Origin of the sequence: Streptomyces sp. A0642 (assembly GCF_004795105.1) — a bacterium.
Lineage (GTDB): Bacteria > Actinomycetota > Actinomycetes > Streptomycetales > Streptomycetaceae > Streptomyces.
Genome location: NZ_SSBL01000041.1, coordinates 26,580 through 41,077, shown reverse-complemented (window position 1 = coordinate 41,077; position 14,498 = coordinate 26,580). Strand labels below are relative to the sequence as shown.

At 70.5% G+C, this 14,498-nt stretch carries 18 protein-coding genes and 5 tRNA genes; 16 read left to right on the top strand and 7 right to left on the bottom strand.

Features of this window, described 5'->3' with window-relative positions; all coding sequences use genetic code 11:
- The first annotated feature begins 22 nt into the window (after window positions 1-22).
- From E6R60_RS34785 to E6R60_RS34760, 6 genes are all read left to right on the top strand, one after another.
- Window positions 23-742 (top strand): HAD family hydrolase, encoded by a 720-nt coding sequence (locus tag E6R60_RS34785; RefSeq protein WP_136330721.1) that lies wholly within the window; start codon window positions 23-25, stop codon window positions 740-742.
- A gap of 85 nt (window positions 743-827) precedes the next feature.
- Window positions 828-899, top strand: a tRNA-Gln gene (locus tag E6R60_RS34780).
- Between the two features lie 35 nt (window positions 900-934).
- Window positions 935-1,007: transfer RNA gene (locus tag E6R60_RS34775), tRNA-Glu, on the top strand.
- A 60-nt stretch (window positions 1,008-1,067) separates the two neighbouring features.
- Window positions 1,068-1,140, top strand: a tRNA-Glu gene (locus E6R60_RS34770).
- A 12-nt stretch (window positions 1,141-1,152) separates the two neighbouring features.
- Window positions 1,153-1,224, top strand: a tRNA-Gln gene (locus E6R60_RS34765).
- 36 nt (window positions 1,225-1,260) lie between these two features.
- Window positions 1,261-1,333: transfer RNA gene (locus E6R60_RS34760), tRNA-Glu, on the top strand.
- A 123-nt stretch (window positions 1,334-1,456) separates the two neighbouring features.
- Here E6R60_RS34760 and E6R60_RS34755 read toward each other — a convergent pair.
- On the bottom strand, window positions 1,457-2,098 hold the full coding sequence (locus E6R60_RS34755) for a MerR family transcriptional regulator (protein ID WP_136330720.1): 642 nt from the start codon (window positions 2,096-2,098) through the stop codon (window positions 1,457-1,459).
- A gap of 89 nt (window positions 2,099-2,187) precedes the next feature.
- On the opposite strand from E6R60_RS34755, the gene E6R60_RS34750 reads away from it, so the two are divergent.
- Window positions 2,188-2,685 (top strand): DUF4188 domain-containing protein, encoded by a 498-nt coding sequence (locus E6R60_RS34750; RefSeq protein WP_136330719.1) that lies wholly within the window; start codon window positions 2,188-2,190, stop codon window positions 2,683-2,685.
- Window positions 2,686-2,762: 77 nt separating this feature from the next.
- On the opposite strand, the gene ndgR is transcribed toward E6R60_RS34750, so the two are convergent.
- Window positions 2,763-3,479 carry an IclR family transcriptional regulator NdgR gene (gene ndgR, locus E6R60_RS34745; protein WP_003966003.1) on the bottom strand — a complete coding sequence of 239 codons (717 nt, stop codon included), beginning with the start codon at window positions 3,477-3,479 and terminating at the stop codon, window positions 2,763-2,765.
- A gap of 175 nt (window positions 3,480-3,654) precedes the next feature.
- Here ndgR and leuC point away from each other — a divergent pair, with 175 nt between their 5' ends.
- The 4 genes from leuC (at window position 3,655) to E6R60_RS34725 (ending at window position 6,840) form a co-directional block, all read left to right on the top strand.
- Window positions 3,655-5,079 carry a 3-isopropylmalate dehydratase large subunit gene (leuC, locus tag E6R60_RS34740; protein WP_136330718.1) on the top strand — a complete coding sequence of 475 codons (1,425 nt, stop codon included), beginning with the start codon at window positions 3,655-3,657 and terminating at the stop codon, window positions 5,077-5,079.
- Between the two features lie 5 nt (window positions 5,080-5,084).
- Window positions 5,085-5,678 carry a 3-isopropylmalate dehydratase small subunit gene (gene leuD / locus E6R60_RS34735; RefSeq protein ID WP_136330717.1) on the top strand — a complete coding sequence of 198 codons (594 nt, stop codon included), beginning with the start codon at window positions 5,085-5,087 and terminating at the stop codon, window positions 5,676-5,678.
- Between the two features lie 104 nt (window positions 5,679-5,782).
- Window positions 5,783-6,010, top strand: a complete 228-nt coding sequence (locus E6R60_RS34730; protein WP_136330716.1) for a hypothetical protein — start codon at window positions 5,783-5,785, stop codon at window positions 6,008-6,010.
- Between the two features lie 143 nt (window positions 6,011-6,153).
- The gene (locus tag E6R60_RS34725) at window positions 6,154-6,840 is read left to right on the top strand and encodes an HU family DNA-binding protein (RefSeq protein ID WP_136330715.1); all 687 of its coding nucleotides are present in this window, start codon (window positions 6,154-6,156) and stop codon (window positions 6,838-6,840) included.
- A 90-nt stretch (window positions 6,841-6,930) separates the two neighbouring features.
- Here the strand turns inward: E6R60_RS34725 and E6R60_RS34720 are convergent, their stop codons facing one another.
- Both E6R60_RS34720 and cofC read right to left on the bottom strand, forming a co-directional pair.
- Window positions 6,931-7,134 (bottom strand): hypothetical protein, encoded by a 204-nt coding sequence (locus E6R60_RS34720; protein ID WP_136330714.1) that lies wholly within the window; start codon window positions 7,132-7,134, stop codon window positions 6,931-6,933.
- Window positions 7,135-7,143: 9 nt separating this feature from the next.
- Window positions 7,144-7,827, bottom strand: a complete 684-nt coding sequence (cofC, locus tag E6R60_RS34715; RefSeq protein ID WP_136330713.1) for a 2-phospho-L-lactate guanylyltransferase — start codon at window positions 7,825-7,827, stop codon at window positions 7,144-7,146.
- 161 nt (window positions 7,828-7,988) lie between these two features.
- Between cofC and E6R60_RS34710 the strand changes: the two genes are divergently transcribed.
- The 3 genes from E6R60_RS34710 to E6R60_RS34700 all read left to right on the top strand — a co-directional run bounded on the left by E6R60_RS34710 (window position 7,989) and on the right by E6R60_RS34700 (window position 11,161).
- Window positions 7,989-8,741, top strand: a complete 753-nt coding sequence (locus tag E6R60_RS34710; RefSeq protein WP_136330712.1) for a lysophospholipid acyltransferase family protein — start codon at window positions 7,989-7,991, stop codon at window positions 8,739-8,741.
- Complete coding sequence (locus E6R60_RS34705) at window positions 8,738-9,748, top strand: NAD(P)H-dependent glycerol-3-phosphate dehydrogenase (RefSeq protein ID WP_136330711.1); 1,011 nt, start codon at window positions 8,738-8,740, stop codon at window positions 9,746-9,748. Before E6R60_RS34710 ends, E6R60_RS34705 begins: the two co-directional genes overlap by 4 nt.
- 255 nt (window positions 9,749-10,003) lie before the next feature.
- A complete protein-coding gene (locus tag E6R60_RS34700) occupies window positions 10,004-11,161 on the top strand; it encodes a D-alanine--D-alanine ligase family protein (RefSeq protein ID WP_136330710.1) in 1,158 nt (385 codons plus the stop codon).
- A gap of 86 nt (window positions 11,162-11,247) precedes the next feature.
- Here E6R60_RS34700 and E6R60_RS34695 read toward each other — a convergent pair whose 3' ends face one another.
- Complete coding sequence (locus E6R60_RS34695) at window positions 11,248-11,736, bottom strand: DUF3515 domain-containing protein (protein WP_206309597.1); 489 nt, start codon at window positions 11,734-11,736, stop codon at window positions 11,248-11,250.
- Between the two features lie 20 nt (window positions 11,737-11,756).
- On the bottom strand, window positions 11,757-11,990 hold the full coding sequence (locus E6R60_RS34690) for an Lrp/AsnC ligand binding domain-containing protein (RefSeq protein WP_136330709.1): 234 nt from the start codon (window positions 11,988-11,990) through the stop codon (window positions 11,757-11,759).
- Between the two features lie 326 nt (window positions 11,991-12,316).
- On the opposite strand from E6R60_RS34690, the gene E6R60_RS34685 reads away from it, so the two are divergent.
- Both E6R60_RS34685 and thiD read left to right on the top strand, forming a co-directional pair.
- Window positions 12,317-13,285 carry a thiamine-phosphate kinase gene (locus E6R60_RS34685; protein ID WP_136330708.1) on the top strand — a complete coding sequence of 323 codons (969 nt, stop codon included), beginning with the start codon at window positions 12,317-12,319 and terminating at the stop codon, window positions 13,283-13,285.
- An 81-nt stretch (window positions 13,286-13,366) separates the two neighbouring features.
- Window positions 13,367-14,176, top strand: a complete 810-nt coding sequence (gene thiD, locus E6R60_RS34680) for a bifunctional hydroxymethylpyrimidine kinase/phosphomethylpyrimidine kinase (protein WP_136330707.1) — start codon at window positions 13,367-13,369, stop codon at window positions 14,174-14,176.
- Between the two features lie 114 nt (window positions 14,177-14,290).
- Here thiD and rpmB read toward each other — a convergent pair whose 3' ends face one another.
- Window positions 14,291-14,476 carry a 50S ribosomal protein L28 gene (gene rpmB / locus E6R60_RS34675; RefSeq protein ID WP_003965989.1) on the bottom strand — a complete coding sequence of 62 codons (186 nt, stop codon included), beginning with the start codon at window positions 14,474-14,476 and terminating at the stop codon, window positions 14,291-14,293.
- Window positions 14,477-14,498: the final 22 nt, after the last annotated feature.

The window sequence follows — 14,498 nt, the reverse complement described above, 5'->3', positions numbered from 1 at the left end:
CGGGCGCGCGTAGAGTCGGATCATGCCGATCCGCGCAGTGCTCTGGGACATCGACGACACGATCTTCGACTACTCCGGTGCCGACCGCATCGGCATGCGCAAGCACCTGGAGGCCGAGGGCCTGCCCGAGGGATACGCCTCCCTGGAGCAGGCCCTCGACGCGTGGAAGGCCATCACGGACGTGCAGTGGGCACGGTTCGCGGCCGGCGAGGTCGACTTCCAGGGGCAGCGCAGGGAGCGCGTGCGGGCGTTCCTGGGGCGGCGGCTGAGCGACGGGGAGGCCGACGGCTGGTTCGGCCGGCACGCCGGGCACTACGAGGCGGCCTGGGAGCTGTTCCCGGACGCCCTGCCCGCCCTGGACCGGCTCGCGGACGGATACCGCCACGCCGTCCTGTCGAACTCCAGCATCCACAACCAGGACCGCAAGCTGCGCACGCTCGGGGTGCGGGACCGCTTCGAGGTGGTGCTGTGCGCCGTCGAGCTGGGCGTCTCCAAGCCGGACGCGGGAGCGTTCCACGCGGCCTGCGAGGCGCTGGCCCTCGATCCGCACGAGGTGGCGTACGTGGGCGACGAGCCGGACATCGACGCCAGCGGCGCGGTGGCCGCCGGGCTCGCGGGCATCTGGCTGGACCGGCGCGGACGGGGCGGGCGGCCCGAACTGGTCCGGATCACGGCCCTTGACCAGCTCCCCGGCCTGCTGTCGGCCGATACCCGTTTTGGAGCGCCGGACACCTTCGGGTAATGTTCTTCCTGCGCCGCCCGAGCGGAACGAAAGATCCGGACGGGAAGCGCAGACAGAGACAAGGCCCTCAGGGGTTGCGTTTCAGTGGGCTATGGTGTAATTGGCAACACTACGGTTTCTGGTACCGTCATTCTAGGTTCGAGTCCTGGTAGCCCAGCGCAAGACAGCAAGACCAGCAAGTTGCAGGAACAAGCCCCCGTTGTGTAGCGGCCTAGCACGCTGCCCTCTCACGGCAGTAGCGCCGGTTCGAATCCGGTCGGGGGTACAGATCCTTCCCGCGAGAACATCTGGGTCGCACCCACGCTCTCGATGCAGGATCGCTAGGGCCCCCGTTGTGTAGCGGCCTAGCACGCTGCCCTCTCACGGCAGTAGCGCCGGTTCGAATCCGGTCGGGGGTACTTGCAACACCATGGGCTATGGTGTAATTGGCAACACTACGGTTTCTGGTACCGTCATTCTAGGTTCGAGTCCTGGTAGCCCAGCGCAAGACAGCAACACCAGCAAGTCGCAGTAAACAAGCCCCCGTTGTGTAGCGGCCTAGCACGCTGCCCTCTCACGGCAGTAGCGCCGGTTCAAATCCGGTCGGGGGTACAACAGAGCAACAGGCGAAGGCCCTTCACTCCGGTGAGGGGCCTTCCGCTTGTGTACGGGGGCCGTTCGGCTGCTTGTGCACGCGGGCCTTCCGGCGCGGACGCGCTCCGTACGGCGCCCCGCTCACAGTCCGTACCGCCGGGCCGACTCCTCCTCCTGCGCCAGCCGCCGCAACGCCGCGAGCAGCGGCTCGTACAGCACCGCGGAGGCCACGGCCATCTCCACCTGCTCGGACTGTGTGGGATACGTCTCCATCATGTCCAGGTCGCGCGCCGCCGCCTCGTGCATGAGGCGCGCGTGGTCCGCCAGATAATCGCCCCGGCACGGGTAGCCGAGGCGGATCAGGGTGGCCAGGGACGCCACCAGTGAGCGGTGGGAGGGGGAGAGGGCGCCGATCTCCCGCGCGGTCGACCACCCCAGCCGGTCCAGGAGCCGGTCGACCTCCGCGGTGGCGATCGCCGTCTCCGGGGCCTCCTCGTCGGGCTCGGGGCCGTGCGGCAGCGACCAGAGGGCCGCGCCGAGCCGGATCGTACGGCTCAAGGACGCGTCGTCGGCGTGGTTCAGCACCTCGCGTGCCGTGGCCACGGGGAGGCGGCCCACCTGGAGGAGGGCCCGGATCAGCCGCAGTCGGCGCACATGGCTGTCGTCGTACTCGGCCTGCGTCGCGCTCACCCGCTGCCCCGGCGGCAACAGCCCTTCGCGTAGGTAGTACTTGATCGTCGCCGTGCTCACGCCGCTCTGCTCGCTCAGTTCCGAGAGCCGCATTCCGTCCCCTCCCTTGCGCCGCCCCGGGGGCGGTGCCACGATCCAACCATTGGATAGTTCCACTCTCCAACGAACCCAGGGGGACCCGCATGTTCGCGCGACCGATTCCGGGACGGATGACCGCGGCGGCCGAGGGGGAGGTGGTGATCCTGCTGATCGGGATGCGCATCAACCACTTCCGGGGAGTGCACCACTGGCTCCCCGTCCTCCTCGCGATGCCGCGTCTGCTGCGGGAGTTGAGCAAGGACAGGAGCAGGGGGCTGCTCCGGTACCAACTGCTGGCCGGCTCGCCGAGGACGTACTACGTCGTCCAGTACTGGGAGTCGAAGGAGAAGCTCTACGCGTACGCCGTGGCGCCGGACATGCTCCACCGCAAGGCGTGGGCGATGATCAACCGAAAGGAGAAGAAGTCCCGGCAGCACGTGGGGCTGTGGCACGAGACCTATGTGGTGCCCGAGGGCGGCTACGAGTCCATCTACGCTGATATGCCGGCGTACGGACTGGCGGCGGCGACCGGGTCGCTGCCGGTCGAGGAGCGCGGGCGCCGGGCGGCGGATCGGCTGGCCCACCGCTCGCCGGAGAAATGAGGCGCTGAGGTGCGCGGTACGGAGGGGCCGCCACGACGCTGGGGCGGCACTTGCTGAAGAAGGACGGGGGAGGCGGCTCAGCCCGTGCGGCGCAGGGCCTCGCTCAGGCGGGCGGCCGAGTCGATGACGGCCTGGGCGTGCATCCGGCCCGGGTGCCGGGTCAGCCGCTCGATCGGTCCGGAGACCGAGACCGCGGCGACCACCCGGTTCGAGGGGCCGCGCACCGGGGCGGAGACCGAGGCCACGCCCGGTTCGCGCTCACCGATCGACTGGGCCCAGCCCCGGCGCCGTACGCCGGAGAGCGCCGTCGCGGTGAAGCGGGCGCCCTGGAGGCCGCGGTGCAGGCGCTCCGGCTCCTCCCACGCCATCAGGATCTGGGCGGAGGAGCCCGCCTTCATGGTGAGCGTGGAGCCGACCGGCACGGTGTCCCGCAAGCCGGACAGCCGTTCCGCCGCCGCCACGCAGATACGCATGTCGCCCTGCCGGCGATAGAGCTGGGCGCTCTCGCCCGTGATGTCGCGCAGATGCGTGAGTACCGGTCCGGCCGTGGCCAGGAGCCGGTCCTCGCCCGCCGCAGCGGCGAGCTCCGACAGGCGGGGGCCGAGAATGAACCGGCCCTGCATGTCCCTTGCCACCATGCGGTGGTGTTCCAGAGCCACGGCCAGCCGGTGAGCCGTGGGTCGTGCGAGCCCGGTCGCCGCGACCAGCCCGGCGAGGGTGGCCGGCCCGGACTCCAGGGCGCTCAATACCAGAGCTGCCTTGTCGAGAACGCCGACGCCGCTAGAGTTGTCCATACGACGATACTCGCGTCTCACTCTGTGAAACGCAAGTTCAATTTTCCAGGGAAGTTGCGAACCTGTACGTGCGGCCCCACAACGGCCCGTAGCCACCGCCCCGCACGGGGGTGCCGGACGGCGGCGCACCGAATCTCTAGTTGGGCCGGCGACGACGCCGGCCGGAGGGAAAGCGATGGGTAGGACACTCGCGGAGAAGGTTTGGGACGACCATGTCGTCCGGCGCGCCGAAGGCGAGCCCGACCTCCTCTACATCGATCTGCACCTGCTGCACGAGGTGACCAGCCCGCAGGCCTTCGACGGTCTGCGGCAGGCCGGACGCCCGGTGCGGCGCCTCGACCTCACCATCGCCACCGAGGACCACAACACTCCGACCCTCGACATCGACAAGCCGATCGCCGACCCGGTCTCCCGCGCCCAGCTCGAGACGCTGCGGAAGAACTGCGCGGAGTTCGGCGTCCGGCTGCACCCGCTGGGTGACGTCGAGCAGGGTGTCGTGCACGTGGTCGGCCCGCAGCTGGGCCTGACCCAGCCCGGCACCACGGTCGTGTGCGGCGACTCCCACACCTCCACGCACGGTGCGTTCGGCGCCCTGGCGTTCGGTATCGGCACCAGTCAGGTCGAGCACGTGCTCGCCACCCAGACGCTGCCGCTGGCCCGCCCGAAGACGATGGCCATCACCATCGACGGCGAACTGCCCGACAGCGTCACCGCCAAGGACCTGATCCTCGCGATCATCGCCCGGATCGGCACCGGCGGCGGCCAGGGCTACATCCTCGAATACCGCGGCTCCGCCATCGAGAAGCTCTCGATGGAGGCCCGGATGACCATCTGCAACATGTCGATCGAGGCCGGCGCGCGGGCGGGCATGATCGCTCCGGACCAGACCACGTTCGACTACCTGCAGGGCCGGGACCACGCCCCGCAGGGCGAGGACTGGGACACGGCCGTCGCGTACTGGAAGACGCTGCGCACGGACGACGACGCGGTCTTCGACGCCGAGGTGGTCATCGAGGCCGCCGAGCTGGCGCCGTTCGTCACCTGGGGCACCAACCCCGGCCAGGGCGCGCCGCTGTCGGCGAACGTCCCCGACCCCGCCTCGTACGAGGACGCCTCGGAGCGCAACGCCGCGGAAAAGGCCCTGGAGTACATGGGGTTGACCGCCGGGCAGCCGCTGCGCGAGATCAACGTCGACACCGTCTTCGTGGGCTCCTGCACCAACGGGCGGATCGAGGACCTGCGCAACGCGGCCGCGATCCTGGACGGCCGCAAGGTCGCCGACGGCGTACGGATGCTGGTCGTCCCGGGCTCCGTCCGGGTCGCCCTGCAGGCCGTGGAGGAGGGCCTGGACAAGGTCTTCACCACCGCCGGCGCCGAATGGCGGCACGCGGGCTGTTCGATGTGCCTCGGCATGAACCCCGACCAGCTGGCCCCCGGCGAGCGCTCCGCCTCGACCTCGAACCGGAACTTCGAGGGCCGGCAGGGCAAGGGCGGCCGTACGCACCTGGTCTCCCCGCAGGTCGCCGCCGCCACCGCCGTGCTGGGTCATCTGGCCTCGCCGGCCGATCTGTCCGACGTCCGTACGCCCGCCGGAGTCTGAGAATCATGGAAGCTTTCACCGCACACACCGGCCGGGCCGTCCCGCTGCGCCGCAGCAACGTCGACACCGACCAGATCATCCCCGCCCACTGGCTGAAGAAGGTCACCCGGGACGGCTTCGAGGACGGGCTCTTCGAGGCCTGGCGCAAGGACGAGAACTTCGTCCTCAACCGCCCGGAGCGCCAAGGCGCGTCGGTCCTGGTGGCCGGCCCCGACTTCGGCACCGGGTCGTCCCGCGAGCACGCCGTCTGGGCCCTCCAGAACTACGGCTTCAAGACGGTCGTCTCCTCCCGGTTCGCCGACATCTTCCGCGGCAACTCGCTGAAGAACGGGCTGTTGACCGTGGTCCTGGACCAGAAGGTCGTCGACGCCCTCTGGGAGCTGACCGAGGCCGACCCGACGGCCGAGGTCACCGTCGACCTGGAGAAGCGGCAGGTCCTCGCGGAGGGCATCACCGCCGACTTCGAGCTGGACGAGAACGCCCGCTGGCGGCTGCTGAACGGTCTGGACGACATCAGCCTCACCCTTCAGAACGAAGCGGACATCGCGGCCTACGAGGCGGCCAGGCCGGCCCACAAGCCACGTACAATTAACGCCTGAGCAGCACGTTTCCCGTACTGCGCCCCCTGCCATCTGGTAGGGGGCGCAGTCGCTTGTTGAGACCCCGTCGGGCGACAACTCGCCCCAGATGGCACAATCGGTGCATGGAACGCGACAGCCAACTCAAGCTTTACGGCCAAGTCGCCGACCAATTGAAGGAAGCGCACTCACGAGTGCGTGCACTGCAAGTCCCGGAGGGCGTACGGATGGCGCTGAACCGGAAGCTGCTGGTCGTCACGGCCGCGGCGAAGCACGATCTCCCGGATGCGGCAAGGCGTCTGGACCGGTTGATGAAGGACCTCGATGAGGGCCGATTCCCCGAAGGTGACTGACTCTGCGGAACTGCGCAGCGGTCGACTTCGTTGCGGCACTAGGGTGATTAGCCCGTTTCGTGTTTGATTTGCGGTATATATCTGCCTAACGTGCGAAAAAGCCTGGACAGTTTCGTTCGGGCAATGTCTCCGAAGGGGAAGACGTGAACAAGGCGCAGCTCGTAGAAGCGATTGCCGACAAGGTCGGCGGCCGTCAGCAGGCCGCGGACGCCGTCGACGCGGTGCTCGACGCGATCGTTCGTGCGGTTGTCGCAGGTGACCGGGTTTCGGTCACCGGCTTCGGCTCGTTCGAGAAGGTCGACCGCCCCGCCCGCTACGCCCGCAACCCGCAGACGGGTGAGCGCGTACGGGTCAAGAAGACCTCGGTGCCCCGCTTCCGTGCGGGTCAGGGCTTCAAGGACCTGGTGAGCGGATCGAAGAAGCTCCCCAAGAACGACGTGGCCGTGAAGAAGGCCCCCAAGGGAAGCCTCTCGGGCGGTTCTTCCACCCGTACGACGGCCAAGGCCGCCGCGAAGAAGGCCACCGCCAAGAAGGCCGCCACCGCCAAGAAGACCGCGGCGACGGCGAAGAAGACCACCGCCACCGCCAAGAAGGCCACGCCGACGAAGACGTCCGCGGCGGCGAAGAAGACGACGGGGGCCGCGAAGAAGGCGACCCCGGCGGCCGCGAAGAAGGCCACCCCGGCGGCGGCGAAGAAGGCCACGCCCGCCAAGAAGGCCGCCGCGAGCAAGACCGCGCCCGCCAAGAAGGCCACGGCGAAGAAGGCGCCCGCGAAGAAGACCACCGCGCGCACGACCACGGCGAAGAAGGCCACTGCACGCAAGAAGTGAGGACCGGAACCGCAGGGCTCCTCACACGCGCCGGGCCGGGCTCCCCGAGGGGAGCCCGGCCCGCGGGCTGTTCCGGGGGCGTGCGAGGGCTCAGAAGGTCTGCAGCGTCACCAGGGTGATCCGGAGCCCGGCGCCCTCGCCCTGCCCCTCGATCCGCACGCGCTGGCCCGGCCGCAGCAGCCGCAGGCCGCCGGCGTCGAAGGCCGGGGCGTCGAAGTCCACGGGGGTGCCGTCGTCCAGCAGCACGCTGCCGGTGCGGGTCTCGGGGTCGTACGTGTACGAGGTCGCCTGCATGGCGGCAGCCTATCGGTCCGCCGCGCGCACTCCCGCGGCCCAGCGCCCCGCCGTGAACGGGCCGACGCCCAGCGCCAGCGCCGCCCGCAGGTCGTCGCCCGTGTCCACGTCCCGGCGTACCGAATCGATACCGGCCAGCGTGACCTCCACCGCCCCCGACGCGAGATGCCGGGCCCTGGACGGGCCGCCGAAAGCGGGACGCAATTCCACTCCCGGCCCAGCGGCGAGAAATGTCGTTCCGATTCCCGCGGAATCGGTCACGAAAGTCCGGGGAAAAGCGGCCGAAAATTCGAGTACGCGGGACAATTCCGCCGGCCGCAGAGCGGGCAGATCGGCGTTGAGCGCGGCGACCGCCGCCCCCGGCCGGCGCGACCGGGTGACCCGCTCACCGTGTGCGAGGGCGGCGTTGAGCCCGGCGGCCGGGGTATCGGCCACGACCAGGGCCCCCAGGGCCGCCAGCGCCGCCCCCGCCGCCGCGTCGTCCGTGACGACCACCACATCGGCGACCTCCGGGCAGGACAGCGCGGCGGACACGGTGTCCCGGGCGAACGCCAGGGCGAGCCGCGGCCGCAACAGGGCGCCGGAAGCGGGCGCCAGCCTGCTCTTCGCCAGCGCCAAGGGCTTCAACGGGACGACCAGGGACCAGGGACCGGTCGGGTCGGTGTTCGTGGCGGTCTCCCCCTCGATGCGCATGGCCGCCTATTCTCGCCTGCCGGTGCGACAACCCGGAGGGTCGGTCCCCGGGGCGAGGCGTACGGTGTTCCTCGACAGAGCAGGGGCCTGGGGCCAGACTTGACCGTCGGTAGTCGGTCGGCAGTCGGCTCCTCCAGCAGGCCATACAGGAAGGTGTCCGAGTGTCCCGCCGCAGAATCGGCTTCTGGTACCGCCTGGCAGCGGTCATCGCGAAGCCGCCGCTGGTGATTCTGTTCAAGCGCGACTGGCGGGGAATGGAACACATTCCGGCCGACGGCGGATTCATCACCGCGGTCAATCACAACTCCTACCTCGACCCGCTTTCGTACGGGCACTTCCAGTACAACACCGGACGCGTACCGCGGCTCCTCGCCAAGGCGGGCCTCTTCAAGACCCCCTTCGTCGGAATGATGCTGCGCGGCACCGGGCAGATCCCCGTGTACCGCGAGACGACGAACGCGCTGGACGCCTTCCGGGCCGCCGTGGACGCCATCGAGCGGGGCGAGTGCGTCGCCTTCTATCCCGAGGGAACCCTCACCCGCGACCCCGAGATGTGGCCGATGGCCGGCAAGACCGGGGCCGCCCGCGTCGCGTTGATGACCAGGGCCCCGGTCATCCCGGTCGCCCAGTGGGGCGCCAACCTGGCGATGCCGCCCTATGCGAAGGACAGGAAGCTGCGGCTCTTCCCCCGCAAGACCCTCCAGGTCCAGGCCGGTCCGCCCGTCGACCTCTCACGGTTCTACGGCAAGGAGCCGACGCCCGACGTGCTGCGCGAGGCGACCGAGGTCATCATGCGCGCGATCACCGAGCAGCTGGCCGACGTACGGGGGCTGCCGGCCCCCGCCGGGTTGTACGACCACCGCAAGGCCCGTGCGGAACAACGGCGCAAGGCCGAAGGAGAGGGAACCAAGTGACGCACCCCGTAAAGGCAGCCGTCTTCGGAACCGGCTCATGGGGTACGGCCTTCGCCATGGTCCTCGCCGACGCCGGCTGTGAGGTCACCCTCTGGGGACGCCGGGCCGAGATCGCCGACGCCGTCAACACCACCCGCACCAACCCCGACTACCTGCCGGGCATCGAACTCCCGGCCTCGGTCCGGGCCACGACGGACGCCGCCGAAGCACTGCGCGGCGCCGACTTCGCGGTGCTCGCCGTGCCGTCCCAGACGCTGCGCGCCAACCTCGCCGGCTGGGCCCCGCACCTGGAGCCGCAGACGGTCCTGGTCTCGCTGATGAAGGGCGTCGAACTCGGCACCGCGAAGCGGATGAGCGAGGTCATCGAGGACGTCACGAAGATCTCCGCCGACCGGATCGCCGTCGTCACCGGTCCCAACCTCGCCAAGGAGATCGCCGAACGCCGCCCCGCCGCGGCCGTCGTCGCCTGCCGGGACGAGTCCGTCGCGCGCCGCCTCCAGGCCGCCTGCCACACCCCGTACTTCCGCCCCTACACCAGCACCGACGTCGTCGGCTGCGAGCTCGGGGGCGCCGTCAAGAACGTCATCGGGCTGGCCGTCGGCATCGCCGACGGCATGGGCCTCGGCGACAACACCAAGGGCTCGCTCATCACGCGCGGCCTCGCGGAGACCATCCGGCTGGGCGTGGCCATGGGCGCCGATCCGCTGACCTTCTCCGGTCTGGCGGGCCTCGGCGACCTGGTGGCGACCTGCTCGTCGCCGCTCTCGCGCAACCACACCTTCGGAACCAACCTCGGCCGCGGCATGACGCTCCAGGAGACCATCGCCGTCACCAAGCAGACCGCCGAGGGCGTCAAGTCGTGCGAATCGGTGCTCGACCTGGCCCGTCGGCACGACGTCGAGATGCCCCTCACCGAGACGGTCGTCGGCATCGTGCACGAGGGCAAGCCGCCCCTGGTGGCGCTCAAGGAGCTGATGTCGCGCAGCGCCAAGGCCGAACGGAGTTAGGGCCTCTCGACCGGGTCATGCCGGGCGCGCGGGGTCGGGCACGCACATCTGCCGCGTTGTCGTCGGTCGCCGTGCGGCCGCACGCACCGGAGCCCCCTCCCCGACCCGGCGCGATCCGGACGAAAGGCCCTGAACCGACCGGCACATGGGACCGGGGTCGCGGGGCCGGCCGGTCCCGGGCAGCTGACCCGTTCGGCCCCGGACGGCCCCGGCCGCGCTGACGCAATCTGTACCAGCAGGTACGCTCATCGCGATATGAGCAGCGAGAACCTCCCCCAGAGCACGGAGCAGCAGCTCCGCAAGCCGCGTGTGGCCGTCGTGTTCGGCGGCCGCAGTTCCGAACACGGCATTTCGGTGGTCACGGCCGGTGCGGTCCTGAACGCGATCGACCGGACCAAGTACGACGTCCTGCCGATCGGCATCACGACGGACGGCCGCTGGGCGCTCACCGCCGACGAACCCGAACGCATGGCCATCACGGACCGCACGATGCCCGACGTGGCGCAGCTGGCCGAGTCCGAGGAGGGCGGCGTGGTGCTCTCCGTGGATCCCGGCAGCCGTGAAGTGGTCTACAGCGAGCCCGGGTCGGTCCCCAAGGCGCTCGGCGAGGTCGACGTCGTCTTCCCCGTCCTGCACGGTCCCTACGGGGAGGACGGCACGCTCCAGGGTCTCCTGGAGCTCTCGGGCGTGCCGTACGTCGGCGCCGGCGTCCTCGCCTCCGCCGTCGGCCAGGACAAGGAGTACATGAAGCGCGTCTTCACCTCCTTCGGCCTCCCCGTCGGCCCGTACGTGGTCGTGCGCCCCCGCGAGTGGGACAACGACCCGCAGGGCGCCCGCAAGCGCATCACCGACTTCGCCGGCGAGCACGGCTGGCCGCTCTTCATCAAGCCCGCCCGGGCCGGCTCGTCCATCGGCATCACCAAGGTCGACGACGTCTCCGGGCTCGACGAGGCGATCGAGGAGGCGCGCCGCCACGACCCCAAGTTCCTGGTGGAGTCGCTGCTGCGGGGCCGCGAGATCGAGTGCGGGGTGCTGGAGTTCGAGGACGGTCCGCGCGCCAGCGTGCCCGCCGAGATCCCGCCGGTCACCTCGCACGACTTCTACGACTTCGAGGCCAAGTACATCGACGCGGCGTCCGGCATCGTGCCCGCCCCGCTCACCGCCGAGGAGACCGCCGAGGTCCAGCGGCTCGCGGTCGAGGCCTTCGAGGCCGCCTCCTGCGAGGGGCTGGTGCGCGCCGACTTCTTCCTCACCGAGGACGGCGGCTTCGTCATCAACGAGATCAACACCCTGCCGGGGTTCACCCCGATCTCCATGTACCCGCGCATGTGGCAGGAGAGCGGCGTCAGCTACCCGCAGCTGGTGGACCGGCTCATCCAGGCGGCGCTGGACCGGCCGACCGGGCTGCGCTGAGGGACACCCGGCACGGAACGGGGAGTGCGCTCCGGCGCACTCCCCGCGCCTGCCGGGAGCCGTGTCCCCGATGTCCCGCCGCCCGGCTACAGGCTGCTGGGAACCGTCTTCTTGACCACCTTCGCGAACGCCGCGAGCGGGGTCGCGTCGTGCGCGTAGGCGGGCGAGAGCGAGACCTCGACGTACGCTCTGCGCAGGGTCGTCGTGAACCGCGGTCCGTCGTCCTTCCGTTGCTCCAGCAGCCAGTTGACGCCGTCGGCGTCGGCCGCCTTCGACTGGGCGTCGTCCATCTTCGCGGGGCGCGCGACACCGCAGCGCAGTACGATCGCCCCGTCCCCCCACCCGGCGGTCAGATCCGAACGGGGCGTGGGATCACTGCGCTCCAGCCCGGCGACGGAACTCGGCAGCTCCTTGTGCAGCGCGCGGCAGTAGGCTGCGGCTTCCGGGGACGGCTCGGGCACCGGGACCGATGCCGACGGATCCGTGGAAGTACAGCCCACCGCGGCCAGGAGCAGCAGGGCGGCGGACGGACCGAGGAGCACGGGGTGGAGGAGCCGGCGGCAGGAAGATGTCACCGGCCCAGCGTAGACGGGGGCTACAGGTGAACGACCGGACAGGTCAGGGTTCGGGTGATGCCGTCCACCTGCTGGACCTTGGCGACCACCATGCGTCCGAGTTCATCGACCGTGTCGGCCTGGGCCCGCACGATCACGTCGTAGGGGCCGGTGACGTCCTCTGCCTGCATCACTCCCGGAATCTTGGCGATGGTCTCGGCGACGGTCGACGCCTTGCCCACCTCGGTCTGGATAAGGATGTACGCCTGTACCACGGAACCTCCAGGGCGGCCACGAGGATCATGTGGGGGAAAGGGACGCCACGTTATCGCGTTGCCGCGGGCCGCGGGGAGACCCGCGGGCCGGATGACGCCCGCAGCGTGGCGTACAGAAGGCACAAGTTGACGTATCTCTTGACAGTACCGACAGCAGTGACGGCCCGCGACCGCAAGCTCAGCGGGGCGGACGGGGGACAGGCATGCCCGTGACCAGCAGGACGGACCGCTCCCGCAGGCGGCCGCGCTCCACGGCCGGGGCGGGCACCCGGCCGCTGAAGCAGGCCGGACGCACGTCCGGCCCCATAGATGAGAGGTGAGACTCGGTGAAGGGAACCGTGGGCGAGTTGGGGGAGTTCGGGCTCATCAAAGAGCTGACCTCCCGGCTCACCACCACTCCGGCGGTACGGCTGGGGCCCGGCGACGACGCCGCGGTCGTCACCGCCCCCGACCGCAGGGTCGTGGCCAGCACGGACATCCTGCTGGAGGGCCGGCACTTCCGGCGTGACTGGTCGACCGCGTACGACGTCGGCCGCAAGGCAGCCGCGCAGAACCTCGCCGACATCGCCGCCATGGGGGCCGTGCCCACCGCACTGCTCCTCGGCCTCGTCGTACCCGCCGAACTCCCGGTCACCTGGGCCGGGGAGCTGATGGACGGCATCCGCGACGAGTGCCAGGTCGCGGGGGCGGCCGTCGTCGGCGGGGATGTCGTGCGCGGCGAGACCATCACCGTCGCGATCACCGCGCTCGGCGATCTGCGCAACCACGAACCCGTCACCAGGGCGGGCGCCCAGCCCGGCGACGTCGTCGCCGTGACCGGCTGGCTCGGCTGGTCCGCCGCCGGGTTCGCCGTCCTCTCGCGCGGATTCCGGTCGCCGCGCGCCTTCGTGGAGGCCCACCGCCGCCCCGAACCGCCCTACCACGCGGGTCCCGCGGCGGCGGGGCTCGGCGCCACCGCGATGACGGACGTCAGCGACGGGCTCGTCGCCGACCTCGGCCACATCGCCGAGGCCAGCAAGGTCCGCATCGACCTGCGCTCCGGCCTCATCGACATCCCGTCCCAGATGTCCGACATCGGGCAGGCCGTCGGCGTGGACCCGCTCCAGTGGGTGCTCACCGGCGGCGAGGACCACGCGATCGTCGCGACGTTCCCGCCCGACGTGAAGCTCCCGGCCCGCTGGAAGGTGATCGGCGAGGTCCTCAACCCCTCGGCGCTGCCGCAGGTCACGGTCGACGGGGCGCCCTGGACGGCCAAGGGCGGCTGGGACCACTTCGGCGACATCGAGGACGTCTAGGTGTATTGATCACGACTGTCACCAAGGCTCGTGATCAATACAGGCCCTGGGGCCCCGCCCGGACCCAGTAGATTGCGGCACATGCCCATACCCTCCGCCGCACCGCCCCGTGTGCTCACCGTCGCCGGATCCGATTCCGGCGGCGGTGCCGGCATCCAGGCCGACCTCAAGACGATGCTGGCGCTCGGCGTCCACGGCATGAGCGTGCTGACCGCCGTCACCGCGCAGAACTCGCGGGGCGTGCAAGGGGCCTGGGAACTGCCCGCGGAGGCCGTACGCGCCCAGTACCGCAGCGTCGTCGACGACATCGGCGTCAGCGCGGTCAAGACCGGCATGCTGTCGTCGGCGCTGCTCGTCGAGACCGTCGCCGCGCTCCTCGCCGGGACGGACGCCCCCGCCGTCGTCGACCCGGTCGGCGTCTCCAAGCACGGAGACCCGCTGCTGGCCGCGGAGGCGCTCGAATCCGTCCGTACGAAGCTGCTGCCCGTCGCGACCGTGGCGACCCCGAACCTCGACGAAGTGGCACAGCTCACCGGCATCACCGTCACCGACGAGGCCGGAATGCGGCGCGCGGCCGCCGTACTGCTCGGATACGGGCCCCGCTGGGTCGTCGTCAAGGGCGGGCACCTGCCGGGCGACCCCGTGGACCTGCTCACGAACGGCTCGGAGGACCACTGGCTGCGCGCCCCCCGCCACGACAACCGTCACACGCACGGCACGGGCTGCACCCTCGCCTCCGCCATCGCCTGCGGACTGGCCCTCGGCCAGGACGTGCCCACGGCGGTACGGGCCGCGAAGGGCTACGTCACCGGCGCGATAGCGGCGGGCTTCCCGCTGGGATCGGGGATCGGCCCGGTCGACCACGGGTGGCGGCTGCGGGACGGCCGCTGATCCGTATCCCGCGCATCCGTCCCGCGCGTCCCCGGAAGGGCACAGCAAAAAGCCGGTCCACCGAGGTGGACCGGCTTTTTGGGCAACCGGTAGGGCTGCGCTACGACGGGAACGTCAGCGCGCGACCTTGCCGGCCTTGATGCACGAGGTGCAGACGTTGAGCCGCTTCGGCGTCCGCCCGACCACGGCACGCACGCGCTGGATGTTGGGATTCCAGCGACGGGACGTACGGCGGTGCGAGTGCGAAATGCTGTTGCCGAAGCTCGGCCCCTTGCCGCAAACGTCGCAGTTGGCAGCCACGGGTCACTCCAAAACTTCAGAT